General features: G+C 73.3%; 24 protein-coding genes. 16 read left to right on the top strand and 8 right to left on the bottom strand.

All coding sequences use genetic code 11. From position 1 onward, the window contains the following. Window positions 1–24: 24 nt before the first annotated feature. Window positions 25–1215 (bottom strand): 4-hydroxybenzoate 3-monooxygenase, encoded by a 1191-nt coding sequence (locus ABD998_RS15400; protein ID WP_345441070.1) that lies wholly within the window; start codon window positions 1213–1215, stop codon window positions 25–27. A gap of 173 nt (window positions 1216–1388) precedes the next feature. Next, on the bottom strand, window positions 1389–2144 hold the full coding sequence (locus tag ABD998_RS15405; RefSeq protein WP_345441073.1) for an IclR family transcriptional regulator: 756 nt from the start codon (window positions 2142–2144) through the stop codon (window positions 1389–1391). Window positions 2145–2190: 46 nt separating this feature from the next. On the opposite strand from ABD998_RS15405, the gene ABD998_RS15410 reads away from it, so the two are divergent. The 7 genes from ABD998_RS15410 to ABD998_RS15440 all read left to right on the top strand — a co-directional run bounded on the left by ABD998_RS15410 (window position 2191) and on the right by ABD998_RS15440 (window position 8599). Next, window positions 2191–2955, top strand: a complete 765-nt coding sequence (locus ABD998_RS15410) for an IclR family transcriptional regulator (RefSeq protein ID WP_345441077.1) — start codon at window positions 2191–2193, stop codon at window positions 2953–2955. 235 nt (window positions 2956–3190) lie between these two features. Beyond that, window positions 3191–4009, top strand: a complete 819-nt coding sequence (gene pcaH, locus ABD998_RS15415; RefSeq protein WP_345441080.1) for a protocatechuate 3,4-dioxygenase subunit beta — start codon at window positions 3191–3193, stop codon at window positions 4007–4009. Continuing rightward, window positions 4009–4578 carry a protocatechuate 3,4-dioxygenase subunit alpha gene (pcaG, locus tag ABD998_RS15420; RefSeq protein ID WP_345441083.1) on the top strand — a complete coding sequence of 190 codons (570 nt, stop codon included), beginning with the start codon at window positions 4009–4011 and terminating at the stop codon, window positions 4576–4578. Before pcaH ends, pcaG begins: the two co-directional genes overlap by 1 nt. Then, window positions 4568–5920 (top strand): lyase family protein, encoded by a 1353-nt coding sequence (locus tag ABD998_RS15425; RefSeq protein WP_345441086.1) that lies wholly within the window; start codon window positions 4568–4570, stop codon window positions 5918–5920. The genes pcaG and ABD998_RS15425 overlap by 11 nt, the downstream gene beginning before the upstream one ends. Then, window positions 5917–6678, top strand: a complete 762-nt coding sequence (locus ABD998_RS15430) for an alpha/beta fold hydrolase (protein WP_345441089.1) — start codon at window positions 5917–5919, stop codon at window positions 6676–6678. The genes ABD998_RS15425 and ABD998_RS15430 overlap by 4 nt, the downstream gene beginning before the upstream one ends. After that, complete coding sequence (pcaC, locus tag ABD998_RS15435) at window positions 6675–7073, top strand: 4-carboxymuconolactone decarboxylase (protein ID WP_345441092.1); 399 nt, start codon at window positions 6675–6677, stop codon at window positions 7071–7073. Before ABD998_RS15430 ends, pcaC begins: the two co-directional genes overlap by 4 nt. Before the next feature lie 140 nt (window positions 7074–7213). Further along, a complete protein-coding gene (locus tag ABD998_RS15440; protein WP_345441095.1) occupies window positions 7214–8599 on the top strand; it encodes a flavin monoamine oxidase family protein in 1386 nt (461 codons plus the stop codon). 122 nt (window positions 8600–8721) lie between these two features. Here ABD998_RS15440 and ABD998_RS15445 read toward each other — a convergent pair whose 3' ends face one another. The 5 genes from ABD998_RS15445 to ABD998_RS15465 form a co-directional block, all read right to left on the bottom strand. Then, a complete protein-coding gene (locus ABD998_RS15445) occupies window positions 8722–9357 on the bottom strand; it encodes a Pr6Pr family membrane protein (protein WP_345441097.1) in 636 nt (211 codons plus the stop codon). Between the two features lie 88 nt (window positions 9358–9445). Further along, window positions 9446–10372 (bottom strand): LysR family transcriptional regulator, encoded by a 927-nt coding sequence (locus ABD998_RS15450; protein ID WP_345441099.1) that lies wholly within the window; start codon window positions 10370–10372, stop codon window positions 9446–9448. A gap of 100 nt (window positions 10373–10472) precedes the next feature. After that, window positions 10473–11660: an acetyl-CoA C-acetyltransferase gene (locus ABD998_RS15455; RefSeq protein WP_345441102.1), complete on the bottom strand. Its 1188-nt coding sequence runs from the start codon at window positions 11658–11660 to the stop codon at window positions 10473–10475. Then, window positions 11657–12304, bottom strand: coding sequence for a 3-oxoacid CoA-transferase subunit B (locus ABD998_RS15460; protein WP_345441105.1), 648 nt, complete (start codon window positions 12302–12304; stop codon window positions 11657–11659). Before ABD998_RS15460 ends, ABD998_RS15455 begins: the two co-directional genes overlap by 4 nt. Window position 12305: 1 nt before the next feature. After that, entirely contained in the window at window positions 12306–13064 is a 759-nt protein-coding gene (locus tag ABD998_RS15465; protein WP_345441107.1) for a CoA transferase subunit A, read from the bottom strand. 224 nt (window positions 13065–13288) lie between these two features. On the opposite strand from ABD998_RS15465, the gene ABD998_RS15470 reads away from it, so the two are divergent. The 6 genes from ABD998_RS15470 to ABD998_RS15495 all read left to right on the top strand — a co-directional run bounded on the left by ABD998_RS15470 (window position 13289) and on the right by ABD998_RS15495 (window position 19486). Continuing rightward, the gene (locus tag ABD998_RS15470) at window positions 13289–14305 is read left to right on the top strand and encodes a VOC family protein (RefSeq protein ID WP_345441110.1); all 1017 of its coding nucleotides are present in this window, start codon (window positions 13289–13291) and stop codon (window positions 14303–14305) included. A 69-nt stretch (window positions 14306–14374) separates the two neighbouring features. Then, the gene (locus ABD998_RS15475; RefSeq protein ID WP_345441113.1) at window positions 14375–15340 is read left to right on the top strand and encodes a fumarylacetoacetate hydrolase family protein; all 966 of its coding nucleotides are present in this window, start codon (window positions 14375–14377) and stop codon (window positions 15338–15340) included. Beyond that, a complete protein-coding gene (locus tag ABD998_RS15480) occupies window positions 15337–16335 on the top strand; it encodes a cyclase family protein (protein WP_345441116.1) in 999 nt (332 codons plus the stop codon). The genes ABD998_RS15475 and ABD998_RS15480 overlap by 4 nt, the downstream gene beginning before the upstream one ends. Before the next feature lie 33 nt (window positions 16336–16368). After that, on the top strand, window positions 16369–17502 hold the full coding sequence (locus tag ABD998_RS15485) for an FAD-dependent monooxygenase (protein WP_345441119.1): 1134 nt from the start codon (window positions 16369–16371) through the stop codon (window positions 17500–17502). Further along, the gene (locus ABD998_RS15490) at window positions 17499–18539 is read left to right on the top strand and encodes an amidohydrolase family protein (protein WP_345441122.1); all 1041 of its coding nucleotides are present in this window, start codon (window positions 17499–17501) and stop codon (window positions 18537–18539) included. Before ABD998_RS15485 ends, ABD998_RS15490 begins: the two co-directional genes overlap by 4 nt. Then, window positions 18536–19486, top strand: coding sequence for a fumarylacetoacetate hydrolase family protein (locus tag ABD998_RS15495; protein WP_345441125.1), 951 nt, complete (start codon window positions 18536–18538; stop codon window positions 19484–19486). The genes ABD998_RS15490 and ABD998_RS15495 overlap by 4 nt, the downstream gene beginning before the upstream one ends. Window positions 19487–19683: 197 nt before the next feature. Here ABD998_RS15495 and ABD998_RS15500 read toward each other — a convergent pair whose 3' ends face one another. Then, the gene (locus ABD998_RS15500) at window positions 19684–20892 is read right to left on the bottom strand and encodes a cobalamin-independent methionine synthase II family protein (RefSeq protein ID WP_345441128.1); all 1209 of its coding nucleotides are present in this window, start codon (window positions 20890–20892) and stop codon (window positions 19684–19686) included. Window positions 20893–21078: 186 nt separating this feature from the next. Between ABD998_RS15500 and ABD998_RS15505 the strand changes: the two genes are divergently transcribed. The 3 genes from ABD998_RS15505 to ABD998_RS15515 are packed head-to-tail and all read left to right on the top strand — an operon-like array spanning window position 21079 to window position 23632. Continuing rightward, window positions 21079–21825 (top strand): 3-oxoacid CoA-transferase subunit A, encoded by a 747-nt coding sequence (locus ABD998_RS15505; protein WP_345441129.1) that lies wholly within the window; start codon window positions 21079–21081, stop codon window positions 21823–21825. After that, window positions 21822–22469 carry a 3-oxoacid CoA-transferase subunit B gene (locus tag ABD998_RS15510; RefSeq protein WP_345441131.1) on the top strand — a complete coding sequence of 216 codons (648 nt, stop codon included), beginning with the start codon at window positions 21822–21824 and terminating at the stop codon, window positions 22467–22469. The genes ABD998_RS15505 and ABD998_RS15510 overlap by 4 nt, the downstream gene beginning before the upstream one ends. Continuing rightward, a complete protein-coding gene (locus tag ABD998_RS15515) occupies window positions 22466–23632 on the top strand; it encodes a thiolase family protein (RefSeq protein WP_345441134.1) in 1167 nt (388 codons plus the stop codon). Before ABD998_RS15510 ends, ABD998_RS15515 begins: the two co-directional genes overlap by 4 nt. Window positions 23633–23640 lie beyond the last annotated feature (8 nt).

The following is a 23640-nucleotide window of genomic DNA, read 5'->3' on the forward strand; positions in this document are numbered from 1 at the left end:
CGCGCCGAATCCCGCGCAGCGCCCCTACCCGAGCACGGCCTCGACGCCCGGCAGCGGCCATCCGGTGTACGCCTCGGCGAGGTACGTCCGGCCCGCCTCCGACTCGACCACCGTGCGCAGCTCGCCGAGCTGCCGCCGCCGGTCGAAGTCGCTCGCCTCGGGCTGCAGGTGCAGCATGCTCGTCATCCACCACGAGAAGTGCTGCGCCTTCCAGATGCGCTCGAGCGCCCTCTCGGGGAACGCGTCGACGAGAGCGTCGTCGCCGTCGGACAACGACGCGCGCAACGCCTCGCTCAGCAGCACGACGTCGGCCACGGCGAGGTTCATGCCCTTCGCTCCCGTGGGCGGCACGGTGTGCGCGGCGTCGCCGACGAGCACGACGCGGCCGCGCCGCAGGTCGCTCGCGACGAAGCTGCGGAAGCGCAGCACGTCGCGCTGGAAGATGCGGCCCTGCTTCAGCGTGGTGCCGGGAACGCGCGCCTGCAGCGTGGTCCACAGCTCCGCCTCGTCGAGAGCGTCGGGGCCGGCTTCGGGATCGCACTGGAAGTACATCCGCTGCACCTCGGGGCTGCGCTGGCTGATGAGCGCGAAGCCCTCGGGCGAGTTCGAGTAGATGAGCTCCTCGGCGCTCGGCGGCGCCTCGCAGAGGATCCCGAACCATGCGAACGGGTACTCGCGGTACGCGCCGGAGTGCCGGCCGCTGATGCTCGCGCGTGCGACGGAGCGGGAGCCGTCCGCGCCCACGACCCAGTCGGCCTCGATGACGAGGGGCGCGCCATCCGCGTCGACGGCGACGACGCGCGGACGGTCGGAGTCGGGGTCCTCCACGCGCTCGGCCGTGACGCCGAAGCGGATGTCCTGTCCCGCCGCGAGGCGCGCGGCGATGAGGTCCTTGAGGGCCTCGTGCTGCGGATACAGCCAGACGGCGCGTCCCGCGGTCGCGGCGAAGTCGATGCGGTGGTGCTCGCCCGCGAAGGCGAGGTCGATGCCGTCGTGCCGGCTGCCGACCGTGAGCACGCGGTCGGAGGCGCCCGTCCGGCTCAGCACCTCGACGGTGCCCTGCTCGAGGATGCCGGCGCGGATGGTCGTCTCGATCTGCTCGCGCGTGCGGGCGTCGACGATGATCGACTCGATGCCCTGGCGGTCCAGCAGGTGGGCGAGGAGGAGCCCCGCGGGGCCGGCTCCGATGATGGCGACGCGGGTGCGCACGGTCATGTCCGTCTCCTTCGACGTGGTCGGGTGGCCCGAGTCTGGCGCGCGCGCCGCCGCAGGTGCGAGAGTCTTCCCGTTCAACGGGAAGCGTCTCTCCGCCCGGCCCGCGAGTGGACGGTTCCCGCCGGTCACGCCGCGCGATGGCGACCGGAACCGCCCACCGACGCGGGCACGCGTCAGCGCCCCGCCGACCCCAGTGCGGCCGAGATACCCGCCGCGGCGGCCCGCAGCTCCTCGACGGCGCCCGCCGTCGGCGCCTCTCGGGGCAGCACGACCGAGAGCGCCGCGATCACGGGGCCTCGGCCATCCCGCACCGGCACGGCGACGCCCGTCGACACCTGCTCGATCGAGCCCTCTGCGACGACGAACCCGTCGCGGCGGATGGCGGCGAGCCGCGCACGCAGCGCCTGCGGTTCGAGGATGGTCTCGGCCGAGACGGGTAGGAGCGGCGCCGCGAGCACCGCCTCGCGCTCGTCATCGGGGGCGAAGGCGAGCAGCACGAGCCCCGACGACGAGGCGTGCAGCGGCAGCCGGCCCGCGATGCGCGTGATGTTCGCGCCCGCCGTGGGAGACGACAGCCGCTCGAGGAACAGGGCCTCGCCGTGCTCGAGCACGGCGAGCTGGGTGTGCTCGCGCACGCGGGCCTGCACGCGCTCCATCCAGGGCAGGGCCGCCTGCCGCAGCCGCAGGGCGCGCGATCCGCGGCCGGCGAGCTCCCACAGGCGCATCCCGAGCCGCACCCGCCGGGCCCCGTCGCGTTCGAGCAGGCCCGACGCGACGAGCTCGGCGACCATCCGGTGCGCCGTCGACGACGGCAAGCCCGCCCGGCGCCCGATCTCGGCGGCCGTCTGCACCGTGCGCTCGGTCGAGAACGTCTCGAGCACGCGCACGATCCGCTCGGTCACGGAGTCGCCCGACGCGGAGTTCGCCATGGGGACATTGTCGCGGCGCGCCCCGGCCGCGCGCGACAATCGACGGATGGACGCAGACGGCGAAGGCGTGCTCGCGCGCGCGATGCGCATCCTCGCGTGCTTCACGGCCGACGACCCGGATCTCAGCGCGACGCGCATCGGCGAGCTCACGGGACTGTCGTCGTCGACGCTGCACCGCATCCTCGCGCAGCTCGTCGAGCACGGGCTCGTAGCGCGCGCCCCGGGCCGCCGCTACATCGTCGGCCCGCGCCTGTGGGAGCTCGGCGAGCTGTCGCCGCTGTCGCTGCGGCTGCGCGAGACGGCGCTTCCCCATATGCAGCGGCTCTACGAGGCGACGGGCGAGAACGTGCACCTCGCCGTGCTCGACGCGCCGTCGCCCCAGCGGGCGGCCGCCCTCTACGTCGGCCGCGTGACGGGGCACTCCTCCATCCCGACCCTCTCGCGCATGGGCGGTCGCCATCCGCTGCACGCGGTGGGGGTCGGCAAGGCGATGCTCGCGCAGCAGAGCGAGGAGTGGCTGAGGCAGTTCTTCGAGACGCCGCTCGAACGGGAGACGGCGCACTCCATCACGAGCGAGATCGCGCTGCGCGCCGACCTGGAGGCGACGAAGGCGCGCGGCTACGCGCTGGCCCGCGAGGAGATGACGCTCGGCAACATCTCGATCGCCGCCATGATCGGCCACGTCCGCGGCCTGCCGCCCGCGGCGATCGGCGTCGTCGTGCACATCGACCGCGCCGACGAGCGCCGCCTCGCCGGCCTCGTGCGCCAGGCCGCCGCTGCGCTCGGCCGCGAGCTGCGCGACGCGCGCTGAGCACGGCCGCCTGCGGACACCGCGCAGGAGATCCACGCGGCGGCACCGGACCATCCCGCGGAGAACCGGGCCGGATCTCCCGTCGCCGGCGCTGTTCTCCTGCGGTGTGTCCGCTCGCCTCGCCCCGCCCGCCCCGCCCGGCCCCGCCCGCTTCCTCCCACTCAGCGGGACCAATCCGATCACCGGGATGGCCGCGGCGCGACACTGGAGGCGCACGCCCGTCGAAGGAGACACCATGACGCCAGAGCAGACCGCTGCGGCCCCCGAGTCGCTCCTCGCCTCGCCCGACCAGGTCAGCCAGGCGGAGATCACGGAGGAGATCCGGCAGATCCACGCCGCTGCGGCCGCCCGCGTCGCGGCCGGAGAGAACGTCCCGAGCACGCTCTACGACTTCCCGCCGTATCGCTCGAGCATCCTGCGCCATCCGACGAAGAACCCGCGCCTCGTCGACCCCGAGACGATCGAGCTGTGGTCGCCCGCGTACGGTGAGCGCGATGTCGCGGCGATCGAGTCCGACCTCACGCTGCAGCACGCCGGCGAGCCCATGGGGGAGCGGATGACCGTGAGCGGCCGCCTGCTCGACGGCTGGGGCCGCCCCATCGCGAACCAGCTCGTCGAGCTGTGGCAGGCGAACGCGGCCGGGCGCTACATCCACCAGCGCGACCAGCACCCCGCACCCCTCGACCCGAACTTCACGGGTGCGGGCCGCGTCATCACGAACGCGAACGGCGAGTACGCGTTCACGACGATCAAGCCCGGCCCGTACCCGTGGAAGAACCACGTCAACGCGTGGCGCCCGGCGCACATCCACTTCTCCGTGTTCGGCCGCGGCTTCACACAGCGTCTCGTGACGCAGATGTACTTCCCGAGCGACCCGCTGTTCGCGCTCGACCCGATCTACAACACCATCCGCGATCAAAAGGACCGCGAGCGCCTCATCGCCGCGTACGACCACGACCTCACGGTGCCCGAGTTCTCGATGGGATACCGCTGGGACATCGTCGTCGACGGGCCGGACGCCACGTGGTTCGAGCCCGAGGGAGACGAGCACTGATGACCCGCATCGACCTCGGCGAGAAGACGCTCGCCCCCACCGCCGGCCAGACCGTCGGACCGTTCTTCAAGTTCGGGCTCGAGTTCGACGGGATGGCGCAGGTCGCGTTCCCGCACAGCCCCGGATCCGTCGTGCTCGGCGGCACGATCTTCGACGGCGAGGGCCAGCCCATCCCCGACGGCGTCGTCGAGATCTTCGGCGCCGACACGGATGGCACGGTGCCGCGTGCGCGCGGCACGCTGCGCCGCGACGGCCACTCGTTCACGGGGTACGGCCGTGCCTTCACGGACGACGAGGGCCACTTCGAGTTCTGGACGCGCAACCCGGGGCCCGTGGGCGGGCGGGCGCCGTTCTTCGCCGTCGTGCTGTGGACGCGGGGCCTCCCGAACAAGCTGCACACCCGCATCTACCTGCCCGACGACGAGGTGCTCCTCGCAGCCGACCCGCTGCTGGCGTCGCTCGACGCCGACGAGCGCGCTACGCTCGTGGCGACCCGCACGCCGGACGGCCACCTCCACCACGACATCCGGCTGCAGGGGGAGAAGGAGACCGTCTTCCTTGCCTACTGACGCCGACCGCTCGGGCGCCGTGCCGTTCGACGCCGGCCTCCTCTCGCCGGTCACCGCCGGCCACGAGGCGGCGGTGTCGGATGCGGCGGTGCTCTCCGCGCTCGTCGCGGCGGAGCGGGCGCTCATCGCGGCCTACGCCGCGGTGGGAGCGGTGCCGGACGACATCCGCGCGGAGGCCGACGCGCTCGCCGCGACCGACGTGCGCGCACTCGCGCTCGCCGGCGTCGCTGGCGGGAACCCCGTCATCCCGCTCGCGAAGGAGCTGCGTCGGACGGCAGGCGAGCGGGTGCGTCCGTGGGTCCATCGCGGTGCGACGAGCCAGGACATCCTCGACACGGCCCTCATGACCGTCGCGAAAGGCGCCGCAGGGCACGTCGTCGCGGCGCTCGACGCTGTCGCCGGCTCGCTCGAGGCGTTCGCGCGGACCCATCGCGACCTGCCGGCCGCCGCGCGCACGCTCACGCAGCACGCCGTGCCGACGACGGTCGGCCTGCGGGCGTCCACCTGGCTGCGGGCGGTCCGCCGCGCTCGCGCCCGCCTCGCGGCGGCGGAGTTCCCCGCGCAGCTCGGCGGCGCGGGCGGCACGCTCGCGTCGTTCGTCGAGATCGTCGGCGCCGAGCGCGCGGCGCGCCTGCCCGCCGCGTTCGCCGCCGCGCTGGGTCTCGACGCCCCCGACGGCGTCTGGCACGTGACGCGCTGGCCCGTCACGGAGCTCGCAGACGCCCTCGTCCAGGCTGTCGACGCGCTCGGGCTCATCGCGGCCGACGTCGCGACGCTCTCGCGCACCGAGATCGGCGAGCTCGCCGAGGGCACGGGCGGCGGATCGTCCGCGATGCCGCAGAAGCAGAACCCTGCCCGCTCCGTCCTCATCCGGTCCGCCGCCATCCGCGCCCCCCACCTCGCCGCGACCCTGCATGCGGCCGCCGCGCTCGCCGTCGACGAACGCCCGGACGGCGCGTGGCACGCCGAGTGGCCGGCCCTGCGCGAGCTGCTCCGGACCGCGCTCGGGGCCTCCGCGCACGCCGCGGTGCTCGCCGCCGGCCTGCGGGTCGACGCCGATGCCGTGGCGCGCAACCTCGCCGCGACGCACGGCCTCATCGTGGCGGAACGGCTCTCGGTCGTGCTCGGCCCGCTCATCGGGGCGGGCGGAGTGGCCGACGTCGTCGCGCGAGCCGGAGCGGGCGGCGACCTCGCCGCGCTCGTGCACGCGGCCATCGCCGAGGCCGGCGCCTCGGGCGTCGACGTCGACGCCCTGCTCGAGCCCGCGTCGTACACGGGTCTCGCCGGCCGCCTCGTCGACGAGGTGACCGCCGACCATCCGCCCCTCGAGGAGGACAGATGACCATCCCGCCCATCGCGCTCACGGCGCCCGTCGGCCCCGCCGATGCCCCGCTCGTCGTGCTCGGCCCCTCGCTCGGCACCTCGACGATCGTGTGGGAGAGCGTCGTGCCGCTGCTCTCGGGGCGCTTCCGCGTCGTGTGCTGGGATCTGCCCGGCCACGGCGCCGCACGCCCCGCGACCGAGGCGTTCGAGGTCGGCGACCTCGCCGATGCGGTGGCCGCAGCCGTCGGCGAGCCGTTCCTCTACGCAGGCGTCTCGCTCGGCGGCGCGACGGGTCTCGAGCTGCTGCTGCGCCATCCCGATCTCGTGCCGCGTGCGGCGATCGTGTGCGCGTCGCCCCGGTTCGCCGATGCGCGGACGTGGACCGACCGCGCCGCGCAGGTGCGAGCGCAGGGCACGCCCGTGCTCGTCAGCGCGTCCGCCGCGCGCTGGTTCGACTCCGTCGCCCGCATCCCCGTGCTGAGCGGACGCCTGCTGCATGCGCTCAGCGATGCCGACGACGAGAGCTACGCGCTGTGCTGCGAGGCGCTGTCGCGATGGGACGTGTCCGACCGGCTCGGCGCGATCGCAGCGCCCGTGCTCGCGGTCGCGGGCGTGCACGACCCGGTGTCGCCTCCCGCGCACGCCGAGGCGATCGCCGCCGGGGTGGCCGACGGGCTGGCCGTCGTCGTTGCGGAGGCGAGCCATCTCGCGCCGGCCGAGCAGCCGGCCGCCGTCGCCGAGCAGCTCATCCGCCACTTCGAGAGGATCGCCCGATGACGCGTCCGACCGGCCAGGGGCTCACCGACGAGGAGCGCTACGACCAGGGGATGGCTGTGCGCCGCGCCGTGCTCTCCGACGCGCACGTCGACCGCGCCACGGCGAACCAGACGGAGCTGAGCGCCGAGTTCCAGGACTTCATCACGCGCTACGCGTGGGGCGACGTGTGGTCGCGCCCCGGCCTCGACCGCCGCTCGCGCTCGGTCGCGGTGCTGTCGTCGCTCATCGCGCACGGTCACCACGAAGAGCTCGCGATGCACCTCCGCGCGGCGTTGCGCAACGGGCTCACGGTGGACGAGATCCGCGAGGTCATCCTGCAGTCGGCGATCTACTCCGGCGTCCCCGCCGCCAACACCGCCTTCCGCATCGCGAACGAGGTGCTCGGCGGCGAGTGATCCTGCCCGCTCTTCCTCGCCCAGGGGATATCCGTTTGACGGGCGGCCATCCGATTGCTCCGAATCGGGTGTGCTCTCGACACTCGGATATCCGTTGGGCGGAGGACGAGGTCGACCCCGCGCGTTAGTCTGACGGCACCATGACGATCACGCGCCGCACCCTGTTCGTCGGCGCCGGGGCGGGCGCCGTCGCGGTGCTGCTCGCCTCGTGCACGGGCGACCCTCGGCCGGCGGAGACGTCGCCGTCGTCCACGGCCGAGCCGACCGCGGCGCCCACCGCATCGGCACCTGCGACGGGCGTGCCGGAGCCGGCGGGATGGCTGCGCAGCCAGTGGTCGACGGACCCCTACGCCCGCGGCGCGGCGAGCGTCGTGCTCGCGGGGGCGACGCCCCAGCTGCGCGAGGCGCTCGCGCAGCCGGTCGAGGGGCGGCTCTTCTTCGCGGGCGAGGCGACCGACCTCGACCGGCCAGGCACCGTGCTCGGCGCCGAGGACTCCGGTGACCGCGCGGCCCGCGAGCTGCTCGACGTCGCGGGCCAGGGAGAGCGCGTCGCCGTGATCGGGGCGGGGATGGCCGGAGCGGCCGCTGCGCGCCGCCTCGTCGATGCCGGGCTCGACGTCACGGTCTTCGAGGCGCGCGACCGGGTGGGCGGCCGCATCCACTCGGTCGTCGACGACGCATGGCCCGTGCCCGTGCAGCTCGGTGCATGGGCGTCGCGAGACGACGACGCCTCGCTCACGGGGCGGCTGACGCTGCTGGGCGTCGAAGAGCTCGACATCGACACCGCGACCGGATGGTCCTCCGACGGCGAGACCGCGTCGGTCGACACCGCGACGGTGGAATCCGCCATCGCCCGCGCCGGCGAGCAGCCGGCCGACCTCCCGCTCGCGGACGCCCTGGAGGAGGCGGGCGCCGACCTCGCGGATCCCGTGCTCGCGGCGTCGCTCTCGTGGCTCGCAGCCACCTCGGGCGCCGACCCGGAGCGGGCGTCGAGCTGGTACCCGCCGACCTTCGCCGAGGACTCCTTCGCGGTCGCGGCGGGCGATCTCGCGCCGCTCGTCGATGGCCCGCTCGAGGGCGTCCAGGTGTCGCTGTCGTCGCCCGTGGTCCGCGTCGCCCACGACGAGGCGGGAGTGAGCCTGCGTCTCGGCACGGGCGAGGCGCTGTCGTTCGACCGTGTCGTCGTGTCCGTGCCGCTCGGCGTGCTGCAGGAGCCGGGCATCGAGTTCGACCCCGTGCTGCCGTTCGCCCACCGCGGCGCGATCGCGGCACTCGGCGCCGGCGCCGTCGAGACGGTGTGGCTGCGCTTCGACGAGCCGTTCTGGCAGACCGACGCCGCGCTCTGGCATCTCGTCGGCGGCGGCGGCCCCGTCGCGACCTGGATCAACCTCGAGCCCGCGACGGGCGACGCCGTGCTCGTGGGCCTCGTGGGCGGCGCCGCGGCGGAGGAGTTCGCGGCGCTCGGCGACGACGAGGCGCGTGCGGCGGCTCTCGCGTCGCTCGCCCTGCTGGCCCCCGCGGACTGAGCAGGGCCATCCGCCCTGCCCGCCCGGTGGGCACACCGCAGGAGGATCGGGCGCGTCGAGCCCCCGGGGAGCGGTTCCTCGCCGGAAGCGGGTCGGATCTCCTGCGTTGTGTCCGGGCTCGATCAGTCGCCCCGGATGGTCGGGCGCGCCTTGCTCGCGAGCACGAGGCCCGTCGCGACGAGCGCGAAGATCGACAGCGCGATGCCGCAGGTGACGGCGAACTCACCCGGCCCCGACACCTGCCGCAGATCGAGGAAGTAGTACGGGTACCAGCCCACGCGCGACCCCCGCCACATCGTGAAGGCGCCCCACACGATCGGGTAGAGCACGACGAACGGCACCACCCGCCAGGACGCCGCGCGCCGCCCCGGGCCGAGCACCCAGGCGGCGATCGTCCACACGGGCAGCACGAAGTGCAGCACGACGTCCGACCAGGGCACGTCGATGCGGATGCCGCGCAGCCCCGCCTGCCAGACGATCAGCGCGAAGGCGAGCCCCGCGGTGATCGTCCAGCTGAGCACGAGTGCACGGGCGGTCGTCAGCCACGGCGGGTCCTCGTCGCGCCGGAGCGCCACGGCACCGGCGACGACCGCGAGCACGGCGAACGCGATGTTCGACTCGATCGTGAGGTAGGCGAGGAAGTTCTCGCCCGCGATCGTCTGCGAGCTCAACCCCCAGAAGAGCCGGTGGACGAGCGCCGCCGCGCACAGTCCCGCCGCCGCGAAGCGGGTCCAGGCGAAGAGGATGCGGGGCGTCACGCGGCCGTCGTCCTCCTCCCGCGGCGCGGCGGTCGCGCCATCCGGCCCACTCTAGGAGCGCCTTCCGGCCCACTCTAGGAGACGGTGCTCAGCCGTCGGCGAGGGCCGCCGCGGCGTCGGCGAACAGGCCGCGCATCCATACGTGCTCGGGGTCGCGGTCGTGAACGGGGTTCCACCACATCGCGTTGAGCACGGGTGTCGCGTCGAACGGCAGCGCGAACCGCCGCACGTCGGCCGACCGCTCCAGGATGGGCGCGAGCGACGTCTGCACGAGACCCAGCCGGTCGGTGCCCTCGATGAAGTGCGGCAGCGCGAGGAAGCTCTCCACGACGGCCTCGACGCGGGGTTCGATGCCGAGCTGCTGGATCTGGCGGCTCGCCGAGGTGAAGGCCTCGCGCGACTGGTACGTGAAGACCCAGGGCCGCTCGGCGAGGTCGGCCATGCGCGCCGTGCCGCTGATCCGCGTGTCGTGGGCGCTCGCGATGCCCACCCAGTCGTCCTGCCACAGGTCGGTGTACGGCAGGTCGGCGAGGAACCCGTGCGGGATGAGCATGGCGTCTGCCGAGCGCAGCCGCGACGAGGCGTCCTCGACGATGGTCGGGTTGTGCAGCATGAAGCGGAAGCGCACGCCGGGCGCCCGCTCCCGCGCCATCCTGCTCGCGGCGCGCCCGACGGTCGCGAACCCGTAGTCGGAGCCGTAGAGGGAGAACTCGCGCGTCGACTGCCGCGGATCCCAGGCGGCCTGGCTCTCGAACACGCGGCGGGCGGCCTCGAGCGCCGTCGTGGTGTGCTCGGTCAGCCGCACGGCGAGCGGCGTGAGCTCGTAGGCGTTGCCCCGTCGCGCCAGGATGGGGTCGTCGAAGTGCGTGCGCAGGCGCGACAGCGAGGCGCTCAGCGCGGGCTGGCTGAGGTGCAGGCGCTCGGCGGCGCGCGTCACGCTCCGCTCGGTCAGCAGCGCGTCGAGGGAGACGAGCAGGTTGAGGTCGAGTCGGGAGAGGAGCGGCTGGTCGGGCACGGCGTCGTGATCCTCGCGTTCGGGTGGCTCACCGGTGAGATACCCCGGATGCTATCACCGCGGTCTATCCGCGACCCTCGTTCATCGCGCGCGCTGATGCTCAGAGGGTGAGCACGAGCGCGTCGCCCTGGCCGCCCCCGCCGCAGAGCGCCACGACGCCCGTCCCCGCGCCGCGACGGGCGAGCTCGTGGGCGACGTGCACGACGAGGCGCGCGCCCGACGCGCCGATCGGATGGCCGAGGGCGATGCCGCCGCCGTGCACGTTGATGATGTCGCTCGCGAGCCCCAGCTCCTTCTGCGACTGCGCGACGACGGCGCCGAACGCCTCGTTGATCTCGACGAGATCGAGGTCGGCGATCGCCGCGCCGTGCTTCTCGAGGGCCTTGCGGATGGCCTGGGCCGGCTGCGCCTGGAGCGAGTTGTCGGGGCCCGCGGTCTGACCGGATGCGCCCACGGTCGCGAGCACGCGCCATCCCTCGCGCTCGGCACGCGCCCGCGTCGCGAGCACGACCGCCGCCGCGCCGTCGGAGATCTGCGAGGAGTTGCCCGCCGTGATGCTGCCGCCCTCGGCGAAGGCGGGGCGCAGCCGTGCGAGCGACTCGACCGTCGTGTCGGGGCGGATGCCCTCGTCGGCCGAGACGGCGACGGCATCGCCCCTGCGCTGGGGGATCTCGATCGGCACGATCTCGTCGGCGAGCACGCCGTCGGCCGTGGCGGCGGCGGCGCGCTGATGCGACAGGGCGGCGACGGCGTCCTGCTCGGCGCGCGTCAGGCCGAACCGCGGGTTGTGGTTCTCGGTGCTGAGGCCCATGCTCACGCCGTCGTAGGCGTCGGTGAGCCCGTCGTGCGCCATGTGGTCGAGCACCTCGACGCTGCCGTAGGTCCATCCGCGCCGCGAGCCGGGGAGCAGGTGCGGCGCGTTCGACATCGACTCCATGCCGCCGGCGACGACGACCTCGGCATCTCCCACCGCGATCATGCGCGCGGCGTCGATGACGGCCGTGAGGCCGGAGAGGCACACCTTGTTGACGGAGTGCGCCGGCACATCCCATCCGATCCCCGCGCCCACGGCCGCCTGCCGCGCCGCGTTCTGGCCGGACCCCGCTGGCAGCACCTGGCCGAGGATGACGGCGTCGACGGCCACGGAGGGGACGCCGCCCTGCGCGAGCGCGCCGCGGATGGCGGCCGCCCCGAGCTGCGGCGCCGTGAGCGACGAGAGCGCGCCGTTCAGGCGCCCCTGCGGCGTGCGGGCGGCGGCGACGATCACGATGTCGGATGCGGAGGTCATGCGGGCTCCTCGAGGGCGATGGCGAGCGGCGGCTCGGTGGCGGAGACGACGTCGGAGGTCGAGACGCCGGGGGCCAGCTCGCGGAGCACGAGGCCGCGCGGCGTGACGTCGATGACGGCGAGGTCGGTGATGATGCGGTCGACGACGCCGCGGCCCGTGAGGGGCAGGGCGCACGCGTCGACGATCTTGGGCGAGCCGTCCTTCGCGACGTGCTCCATCAGCACGATGACGCGGCCGGCGCCGTGCACGAGATCCATGGCGCCGCCGGGGCCCTTCACCATCTTCCCGGGGATCATCCAGTTCGCGAGGTCGCCCGCCGCCGACACCTGCATGGCGCCGAGGATCGCCGCGTCGATCTTGCCGCCCCGGATCATCCCGAAGCTCAGCGCCGAGTCGAAGAACGCGGCGCCCGGAAGCGTCGTCACGGTCTCCTTGCCGGCGTTGATGAGATCGGGGTCGACCGCGTCCTCGGCGGGATACGGGCCGACGCCGAGGATTCCGTTCTCCGACTGCAGCACGAGGGTCACGCCCTCCGGCACGAAGTTCGGCACGAGCGTCGGCAGCCCGATGCCGAGGTTGACGTATTCGCCGTCGCGGAGCTCGCGGGCCGCGCGCGCGGCCATCTCGACGCGGGTGAGGGCCATGTCAGGCCTCCTCTCGGACGGTGCGCTTCTCGATGCGCTTCTCGATGCCAGGGCCGACCTCGACGATGCGGTGGACGAAGACCCCCGGCAGGTGCACGTCGTCGGGGTCGATCGCCCCCGGCTCGACGAGCTCCTCGACCTGAGCGATGCACACGCGGCCGGCCATCGCGGCGACGGGGCTGAACGCGCGCGCGGCCTTGCGGAAGACGAGGTTGCCGTGCCGGTCGCCCTTCCAGGCGTGCACGAGAGAGAAGTCGGTGGAGATGGCCTCCTCGAGCACGAACTCGCGGTCGCCGAAGACGCGCACGTCCTTGGGAGGCGAGGCGACGGCGATCGTGCCGTCGGCGGCGTAGCGGCGCGGGAGCCCGCCTTCCGCGACCTGCGTGCCGACGCCCGTCTGCGTGTAGAAGGCCGCGATCCCCGATCCGCCGGCGCGCAGCTTCTCGGCGAGCGTGCCCTGCGGCGTGAGCTCGAGCTCGAGCTCGCCGGTGAGGAACTGCCGTTCGAACTCGCGGTTCTCGCCGACGTACGACGACGTCATCTTGCGGATGCGCCGGGCGGCGAGCAGCACGCCGAGGCCCCAGTCGTCGACGCCGCAGTTGTTCGACACGATGGACAGATCCGATGTCCCCTGAGCGAGCAGCGCCTCGATGAGCGCGATGGGGTTGCCGGAGAGTCCGAAGCCGCCCACGGCGAGGCTCGCGCCGTCCGGGATGTCCGCGACGGCCTCCGCAGCCGTGGCGATCTGCTTGTCGATCACGTCGTGTCACTCCTTCGTCCACACGCCTGCGCGATGTGCGCTGTGCTTGCGAGTGTAGGCCGACGATGTGCGCGGAGGGAGCCGGTATCAGTGATCCGGATGCGCCTCATCGGCGGCAAGATCACATCCACGAGATCTATACCGACCATCGATGACTTCACCTTCCCTGATAGTGGCCACGCGGTCGAAGCTGGATCCAGACCACCCCGATGAAGGGATCAACGATGATCAAACTGCTCTCGCACCTGTCGTACGTCGCCATCACGACGCCCGACGTCGAGGCGTCCGTGAAGTTCTACGAGGAGCAGGTCGGCCTGCAGGTCGTCGACCGCGTCGACGGCGCCGTCTACCTGCGCTGCTGGGGCGACTACTACCGCTACAGCGTCGTCGTCCTCCCGGGCGACGAGCCGGCCCTCGACACCGCGGCCTGGCGCACGACGAGCGCCGAGGCGCTCGAGGAGGCCGTCCGCCGTCTCGAAGCGGAGGGCGTCGAGGGCGAGTGGTTCGACGGGCACGCGATCGGGCGCGCCTACCGCTTCACCGGCCCGCAGGGCCATCCCATGACCCTGCACTGGGATGTCGAGCACTACGTCTCGGGAGCCGACGGCGCCTCGATCTACCCCGACCGCCCGGCCCGCCGCTCGTCGCACGCGGGGGCGCCGCGTCAGCTCGACCACGTCACGATCGCGGCGCGCGACGTCGACGCGTTCGTGGAGTGGTACGTCCGCGTCCTCGGCTTCCGCTTCATGGCGCGCACCGTGCTCGACGAGGCGCCCATCTCGGTGTTCAGCGTGCTGACGACGAACGAGAAGTCGCACGACCTCGGCGTCGTGCTCGACGGATCGACCCGTGACGGCCGCGTCAACCACTACGCGTTCTGGGTCGACACCCGCGAGGAGCTGCTCATCGCGGCCGACGTGCTCATGGAGAACGGCACGCCCATCGAGTACGGGCCCAACATCCACGGCATCGGCGAGCAGACGTTCCTCTACTACCGTGAGCCGTCGAGCCTGCGCATCGAGCTCAACACGGGCGGCTACCGCAACTACGTGCCCGACTGGGAGGCGCACACGTGGCGACCCTCGCAGGGATCGAACAACTTCTACCGCAACGGCGCCATGCCGATGTCGATGACCGAGTCGTTCCCTCCGGCGGACGGGCCGTCGGCGACGGAGGAGGGCGTGCCCGACGAGATCAAGGACGCGCTCCTCAACCCGTACGCCGTGCACGGACGGGGCTGACGCCCACCGGCGCGGGCCGCTCCCGCGGCCCGCGCCGGCCCGCACACCACCGAGGATCAGGACAGGACGATGACGTCGCACGCACTCGACAACCGCTTCGCGCTCGCCCGCTACCGGGAGGGCGCGTCCGCGCGCCTGGGCCTGGTCGCGGGCGACCGCATCCGCCCCCTGGGGCCCGACGAGCTCGGCGCCCCCGATCTCAACGCGTTCCTCGCCGACGCGTTCACCGGCTGGGAGCGCCTCGCGGCGCTCGCCGACGCCGACGGCCCGTGGCGCCCGCTCGCCGATGTGACGCTCACCGCCCCCGTCGAGCCGCGCCAGGTGCTGCAGACGGGCGCCAACTACCGCCAGCACGTCATCGAGCTCGTGGCGGCGGGGCTCACGAACAACACCGACCGCACGCCGGAGGAGGCGCGCGCGTTCGCCGCGGAGATGATGGACGAGCGGGCAGCCCACGGCGAGCCGTACTTCTTCATCGGGCTGCCCGCGTGCGTCGTGGGCGCCGACGTGCCTCTCGCGCTCCCCGCGTACAGCGAGGTGCACGACTGGGAGCTCGAGCTCGCCGTCGTCATCGGCCGCGAGGCGTTCCGCGTGTCGCGCGACGACGCGCTCGACCACGTCGCGGGCTACACGATCGTCAACGACATCACGACGCGCGACCTCGTGTTCCGGAAGGACATGAAGGAGATCGGCACCGACTGGTACCGCGCGAAGAACGCCCCGGGATTCCTCCCGACGGGTCCGTTCCTCGTGCCAGCCGGCCTCGTCGACGAGACCGACGCCCGCGTGCGCCTCGAGCTCAACGGCCAGACGATGCAGGACTCCTCCACGAGCGATCTGCTCTTCGACATCCCCGCCCTCGTCTCCGCGGCGAGCCAGACGATGCCGCTGCTCCCCGGCGACCTGCTGCTCACGGGCAGCCCCGCGGGCAACGGCCAGCACTGGAAGAGGTTCCTGCGCGACGGCGACGTCATGACGGGGTCGATCGCCGGCCTCGGCGCCCAGGTCGTGCGCTGCGTGGCGGAGGGCTCATGAACCTCGAGGACCCGGCCCTCATCGACCGCTCCGACCCGGCGGCCTACATCGCCGAGGCGGCGGAGGCGTACCGCAACTGGGGCCGGTGGGGAGAGGACGACCGGCTCGGGACCCTCAACCTCATCGGCGACGCCGAGCGCGCCCGCGCGGCCGCGCTCGTGCGCGAGGGGCGCGTCCTCTCGCTCGCGCAGTCGTTCGACATGGACGGTCCGCAGAGGGGATGGCGGCGCCGGACGAACCCCGTGCACACGATGCTCGACACGGGCACCGACGCCGAACGCGGCACGCAGGGCTTCCCGCACGGCATCGGCGGTGCGGACGACGTCATCGCGATGCCGCTGCAGTGCTCGACGCAGTGGGACGGGCTCGGGCACATCTTCGACCGCGGGATGGCCTGGAACGGGCGCCGCGCCGGCGACGTCGTCACGAGCGACGGCGACCTCGTGACCGGCATCGAGCACACCGCCGACCGAATCGTCGGGCGGGGCGTGCTCCTCGACCTCGGCGCGCACCTGCGCCCGCAGACGGGGGAGCTCGAGGACGGCTACGCCATCACCTCCGCCGACCTCGACGCGTGCATCGCCGCGCAGTCCGGCACGGGCGCGTCGAGCGCCGTCGGACGCGGCGACCTGCTGCTCGTCCGCACGGGCCGCCTCTCGCGCGCCCGCCGGGAGGGATGGGGCGAGTACGCCGGCGGTCCGTCCGCCGGGCTCTCCGTCACGACGGCGGGATGGCTGCGCTCCCGCGACGTCGCGGCGGTCGCGACCGACACGTGGGGCTTCGAGGTGCGCCCCAACGAGTTCGACGTCGCCTTCCAGCCGCTCCACCAGATCGCCATCCCGAACATGGGCCTGACGATCGGCGAGATGTGGGACCTCGACGCCCTCGCGCAGGCGTGCCGGGAACGGGGACGATGGGAGTTCCTGCTCGTCGCCCCGCCGCTCCCCATCACGGGGGCCGTCGGCTCGCCCGTCAACCCGCTCGCCATCCTCTAGCCATCCCCACCCGAAAGAACGAGGAGGTTCTTCATGACCGCTGTGACGAAGGTCGCGATCGCCGGATGCGGCGCCGCCAGCCTGGCCGCGGCCATCCCGCTGGCCGAGGCGGGCGTCTCCGTCGACGTGTACGAGCTGAAGCCCGGGCTGTCGGCGCTCGGATCCGGCATCACCCTGCAGGGCAACGCGCTGCGCGCACTCGGGCGCCTCGGCGTCTGGGAGCGGGCAGCCGCCGAGGGCTACCCGTTCGAGGGGCTCACGCTGCGCGCGCCCGGGCCCGACGCGGCGGTCATCGCCGAGCTCCCCGAGGTGAAGACGGGCGGCCCCGACTTCCCCGCGTGCATGGGCATGTACCGCCCCGACCTCGCGCGCATCCTCGTCGAGCGCGCCGAATCGCTCGGCGTGCGCATCCACTTCGGTGCCAAGGTGACGGGCGTGCGCGAGACGGACGAGGGCGTGCTCGTCGACGTGGGCGGCGCCCCCGTGGGCGTGTTCGACCTGCTCGTCGGGGCGGACGGCCTGCACTCGACCGTGCGCGAGCTCATCGGCATCGAGACGCAGCCCGAGCACACCGGCATGGGCATCTGGCGCGCGTTCGTGCCGCGCCCCGCCGAGGTGACGCAGAGCCAGCTCTACTACGGCGGCCCCGCCTACATCGCGGGTTACACGCCCACGGGCGAGGACACCATGTACGCGTTCCTCGTGGAGGACGCGCAGGACCGCTTCGGCGTGAGCCCCGCCGAGGCCGTCGAGATCATGAGGGGCCTGTCGGCCGCCTACGGGGGGCCGTGGAACGCCGTCCGCGAGAGCCTGTCGGAGACGAGCCGCATCAACTACACGTGGTTCACGGCGCATGTGATCGACGGCGCCTGGAACCGCGGGCGCACGGTCGTGATCGGCGACGCCGCGCACAGCTGCCCTCCCACGGTCGCGCAGGGCGCCGCGCAGGCGATGGAGGACGGCATCGTGCTGGCCGAGCTGCTGCTCGCGGCCGACGCCGTCGACGGCGCCCTCTGGGATGCCTTCCACGCGCGCCGTGTGCCGCGTGCGACGGCGGTCGTGGAGGCGTCCGTCCAGCTCGGTCGGTGGCAGCTCGAGCACGACCGCGACGCCGACGCGGCCGGGCTCATCTTCGGCGTCTCGCAGCGGATGGCCCAGCCGGCATGACCGGGCCGATCGACGTCCACGCTCACCTGCTGCTCCCCGCGCTGCAGGACGAGGTGGCCCGCCGCGATCCGGAGGGGTTCGCCGCGGCGGGTGCTCTCGAGGCGCGGCGCAACGGGCCGGAGAGCCTCGCCGCGTCGGGGCGGATGATCGGCGCCCGCATCCCTCTCCTCACCGATGTCGCGGCGCGCGTCGCCGCGATGGACGAGCAGGGCGTCGCGGTGCAGTGGGTGAGCCCGTCTCCCAGCCACTACTACCCGTGGGCCGGCGAGGAGCTCGCCGTGTTCGCGGCCGTCGAGGCCAACGCCGCGATCGCCGCGCACGTCGCGCTGGCGCCCGACCGTCTCTCGGGCCTCGGGGTCGTGCCGCTGCAGCATCCGGCGCGGCTCGTGGAGTGCCTCGACGACGCGCTCGTCCGCGGGCTCCTGGGCGTCGAGCTGTCGTCGGCGGCGGGCGACGTGGAGCTCTCCGACGAGCGCCTCGAGCCGTTCTGGGCGCGCGCGGAGGAGACCGGAGCGGTGCTCTTCCTCCACCCCTTCGGGTGCACGCTCGACGAGCGCCTCGACCGGTTCTACCTGTCCAACACGGTGGGGCAGCCGACCGAGAACGCCGTCGCGCTGTCGCATCTGATCTTCGCCGGCGTGCTCGACCGCCATCCGGGCCTGCGCGTCGTCGCCGCCCACGGCGGCGGGTACCTGCCGACCGTGATCGGCCGCTCCGACCGCGCGTGGGCCGTGCGGCCGGAGGCGCACGGGTGCGCGCACGCGCCGTCGAGCTATCTGCGTCGGATCTGGTTCGACACCGTCGTGCACGACGCGGTCACCCTGCGGACGCTCGTCGCGGTCGCAGGTCCCGAGCGCGTCGTCCTCGGCAGCGACTTCCCGTTCGACATGGGCCTCGACGATCCCGTCGCGTTCGTGCGCGACGCGGGGCTCGGCGACGAGGTGCTCTCGGGCAACGCGGCGGCGCTCGCCGCAGGCGTGCGCGCGGGATCGGCGGGGATCGCGGGTACGGAGCGGATGACGGGGGCCGGCGCATGAGGATCGGCCGCTGGACGCGCGACGGCCGCGAGGAGGACGGCTTCATCGAGGCGGGCGGCGTCGTGCCGTTCGCCGACGGCCTGACGGTCGCCGAGGTGCTCTCCGTCGGCCTCCCGGCGCTCCCCGGTCTGCGCGAGCGATCGGGCCATCCGGTCGCGGGCCTCGACGGGGTGGCGCTGCGCGCACCGCTCGAGCCCGCGACGGTGCGCGACTTCGTCGCGTTCGAGGAGCACGTCGAGGGCGTGAGCGCCTCGGTCGACGGGAAGAGCGAGGTCGTGCCGGAGTGGTACGAGGCGCCGACCTTCTACTTCACGAACCCCCACACGATCACGGGGCCGGGCGACACGATCGCCCCGCCCGTGACGGCGCGGCTCGACTTCGAGCTCGAGGTCGCCGCCGTGCTGGGGGTCGAGGGGACGAACCTCACGGCCGACGAGGGCGAGGCGGCGATCTTCGGGTACACGATCATGAACGACTGGTCGGCGCGCGACCTGCAGTCGCGCGAGATGAAGGTGCGTCTGGGCCCCTGCAAGGGCAAGGACTTCGCGACGAGCCTCGGCCCGTGGATCGTCACGGCCGACGAGCTCGCGCCGTTCCGCGACTCCGACGGGTTCCTCGCGCTGCGCGCCGAGGTCTCGGTCAACGGCGAGCGGTACGGCGAGGACCTCGTCTCGAACATGGGATGGCCGTTCGGCGAGCTCGTCGCCTATGCCTCGCGCAACGCGCGCGTCGTGCCCGGCGATGTGCTCGGTTCGGGGACGGTCGGGAACGGCGGCTGCCTCGGAGAGCTGTGGGGGCGCGGCAGCACCCTTCCGCCGCTCGCCGAGGGCGACGAGGTGCGCATGTCGGTCCAGGGCATCGGCGAGCTCAGCGGGGTCGTCGGCGGCGCCGTGCCGGCCCCCGCCATCCCGCGGGCGCGTCCGCGGCCGCGGGCCCGGGTGCGCTGACCCGGCGAGGATCGGTCGGCGATGGGTGGGGCTTGCCGCGATTCGCGTCCACTGGCCGGCGAGTCGCCGCATTTCGGGGCAGGTGTCGGGGACACCTGCCCCGTTTCGCGTCTATTCGACGCCGAGTCGCCGCGTTTCGGGGCATCCGGCGCGCCGAGGGCTTCAACCGGCGCCGAGAGCACCTCGACCGCCCGGCGTCAGATCCGCGTCGCGGCGATGCGGGCGCCCTCGCCGAGCGAGGCGAGCTTCGCCCAGGCGATCTGCTCGTGCACGCGGCCGCCCAGGCCGCAGTCGGTCGCGGCGATGACGCGCTCGGGGCCGACGATGCGCGCGAAGCGCTCGATGCGCTGGGCGACGAGCTCGGGGTGCTCGACGAGGTTCGAGGAGTGGCCGACGACTCCCGGCACGAGCACGAGGTCGTCGGGGAGGAGGCCCGCGTTCTCCTCCCACACGGCCCACTCGTGCTCGTGGCGGGGGTTGGCCGCCTCGAACGAGATCTGGCCGACCTTCGCGCCGAGCACCGTCCGGAGGATGTGCCGCAGCTCGATGTCGGTCGTGTGGGGGCCGTGCCACGACCCCCAGCACAGGTGCAGGCGCACGCGCTCCTTCGGCAGCCCCTCGATGGCCGCGTTGATCGCGTCGATGCGGATCTGCGTGAAGGCGAGGTAGTCCTCCACGCTCGGCTCGGGGTTGATCTGGTCCCAGTTCTCGGCGAGCGACGGGTCGTCGAGCTGCAGCACGAGGCCGGCGTCGACGATCGCGCGGTACTCCTCTGCGAGGGCGGCGCCCCAGGCGTCGATGTGGGCCTGCTCATCGGGGTAGAAGTCGTCGCGGACGCGCGCAGCGGACCCCGGCGCGATGGCCGTGAGGAACCCGGTCTCGCCGTCGTCGAGCGCGCCGCGCAGGGCCGCGATGTCGGCGGCTGCCGCCCCGTGGCCGCGGTACGAGATGGCCGACGTCGTGGTGGGGAAGGCCGTCGCGCCCTTCCCGGTCTCGACGCCGTGCTCGGGGTCGGCGTAGGCCTCGGCGAACGCCTGCCGGTCGCGCCGGTCGAGGAACGAGGTGAGGCGGATGGCCCCGGGCTCCGAACGCCGCGGCGGCTCGTTGAACGCGTTGACCTCCGTGAGGGAGAGGCCGTCGACGCGCTGGAACGAGTAGCCCCACCAGGCGCCGTAGTCGACGGGGCTCGACATCGCCTTGCCGAACTCGCCGTCGCCGGGCTGCGTGATGCCCACCTCGCGCTGGCGCTCGACGACGTCGCGGACGGCCTCGGCGACGAGCTCCTCGTACTCGGGCGTCGTCGCGAGCGTGAAGCCGTCGTCCTCGAAGGTGCGGGCGGCGTTGGCCTCGATGAGGGCCTTCGTGCGCGGCAGGCTGCCGGCGGTCGTCGTCTCGATGGTCGTCATGATGCACAGCTCCTCGCCACGGGGAGCGCCCCCGCCCTCCGCGACGCTACCCCGTGCGCCCTGTCCGCTCCGCATCGGGTGTCGAACAGTGACGGCTGGCCGGGGCTGGCGCGTGGGTGGTGCGCGCGCTAGAGTATGCGTATTACGAACAGGCGTTCGCAGAGCGAACACCAGCGAGGAGGCCGGATGATCGACAAGACCGTCGCGAGCGTCGAGGACGCCGTCGCGGGGATCGAAGACGGCGCGACCGTCATGATCGGCGGCTTCGGGCGCGCGGGGCAGCCCGTCGAGCTCATCGACGCGCTCATCGCGCAGGGCGCGACCGACCTCACGATCGTGAACAACAACGCGGGCAACGGCGACACGGGCCTCGCGGCCCTGCTCGCCGCGAGGCGCGTGCGCCGCATCATCTGCTCCTTCCCCCGTCAGAGCGACTCGTGGGTGTTCGATGGCCTCTACCGTGCCGGCGAGATCGAGCTCGAGCTCGTTCCGCAGGGCAACCTCGCCGAGCGCATCCGCGCGGCGGGCGCCGGCATCGGCGCCTTCTTCAGCCCCACGGGCGTCGGCACCGAGCTGGCCGAGGGCAGGGAGCGGCGCGAGATCGACGGCCGCTCCTATGTGCTCGAGTACCCCATCCGAGCCGATGTCGCCCTCGTCAGCGCCTACCGCGCCGACCGATGGGGAAACCTCGTCTTCCGGGAGACGGCGCGCAACTTCGGCCCCATCATGGCGACGGCGGCCACCACGACGATCGTGCAGGTCGATGAGGTCGTGCCGCTCGGCGCGCTCGATCCCGAGACCGTCGTCACCCCGGGCATCTTCGTCGACCGCGTCGTCGCGGTCGGCGAGCGACGGTGGCTGCAGGACGGCGTCTTCGTCGGAGGCGTGAGCATCGAGGGCGCCCCGATCGGCGCCGAGGAGGGAGCGCAGTGACCACCCGCATCAGCCGCGACGAGCTCGCCGCCCGCATCGCGGCGGACATCCCGGAGGGCTCGTTCGTGAACCTCGGCATCGGGGCGCCGACCCTTGTGGCGAACTTCCTCCCGGCCGACGAGGAGATCATCCTCCACACCGAGAACGGCCTGCTCGGCATGGGGGCCGCTCCCGAGCCCGGCCGCGTCGACCCCGACCTCATCAACGCCGGGAAGCAGCCCGTCACGGCTCTGCCGGGGGCGGCGTACTTCCACCACGCGGACTCGTTCGCCATGATGCGCGGCGGTCACCTCGACGTGTGCGTCCTCGGGGCGTTCCAGGTGTCGCAGACGGGCGATCTCGCGAACTGGTCGACGGGAGCGCCCGGCGCCATCCCCGCCGTCGGCGGCGCCATGGACCTCGCGATCGGAGCCAAGCAGGTGTTCGTCATGACCGACCTGCTCACGAAGCAGGGCGCCTCGAAGCTCGTGGCGTCGTGCACCTACCCGCTCACGGGCGTCGGATGCGTGACGCGCGTGTACACCGATCACGCGGTCTTCGACGTGGCGGATGGCCGCTTCCGTGTGCGCGAGCTGTTCGGAGACAACACGGTCGCAGGGCTCGAAGCCCTCACCGGCCTCGACCTGGAGGAGAAGGACGCATGACCGCGAGCTTCGTGTACGACGCCGTCCGCACCCCGTTCGGCCGCGCAGCCGGCGCGCTCTCGGGGGTGCGCCCCGACGACCTCGCCGCTGTCGTGATGCGTGCCGCCGTGGAGCGCACGGGGCTCGACCCCGCGCTCATCGACGACGTGATCTTCGGCGACGCGAACCAGGCGGGAGAGGACAACCGCAACGTCGCGCGCTTCGGCGCGCTGCTCGCCGGCTTCCCCGTGACGGTGCCCGGCGTCACCGTCAACCGCCTGTGCGGCTCGTCGGTCGAGTCCGTCATCCAGGGTTCGCGCGCCATCGAGGCGGGCGACGACCGCATCGTGCTCGCGGGCGGCGTGGAGTCGATGAGCCGGGCGCCGTTCGTCGTCGAGAAGTCGGCGAAGGCGTGGCCCGCCGTCGGCAACCAGACGCTCTGGAACACGTCGATCGGGTGGCGGATGGTCAACCCCGCGCTGCCCGCGCAGTGGACGATCTCGAACGGCGAGAGCGCGGAGCTCCTCGCCGAGATCCACGGGATCTCGCGCGAGGAGCAGGACGCGTTCGCCGTCCGCAGCCATGAGCTCGCGGCAGCGGCGTGGGCAGACGGCGCCTACGACGCCGAGATCGTGCAGGTCGAGGGGCACGAGCTGGCGCGCGACGAGGGCATCCGCGACGGGTCGACGGTCGAGCGGCTCGCCGGCCTGAAGCCGCTGTTCAAGAAGGACGGCACCGTCACGGCCGCGAACTCGTCGTCGATCAACGACGGCGCCTCCGCCGTGCTGCTGGGCGGCGAGGGCGCGCTCGAGGCGGAGCCGCTCGCCCGCATCGCCGGCCGCGGCGTGTTCGGCAACGAGCCGCACCTGTTCGGCGTCGCACCCGTGGAGGCGGCGAACATCGCGCTGCGGCGCGCAGGGCGCACGTGGGCCGACGTCGACGTCGTCGAGCTCAACGAGGCGTTCGCGTCGCAGAGCCTCGCGTGCATCCGCCAGTGGGACGTGGACCCCGAGCGGGTCAACATCCACGGCGGCGCCATCGCGATCGGACACCCGCTGGGGGCGTCGGGCGGGCGCATCATCGGCCATGCGGCGCACGAGCTGAAGCGGCGCGGCGGCGGGGTGGCGGTCGCGGCCCTCTGCATCGGCGTCGGCCAGGGGCTCGCGGTCGTCCTCGAGCGGTAGTCTCGCGG

This window comes from Microbacterium gilvum, from assembly GCF_039543865.1.
GTDB classification, from domain to species: domain Bacteria; phylum Actinomycetota; class Actinomycetes; order Actinomycetales; family Microbacteriaceae; genus Microbacterium; species Microbacterium gilvum.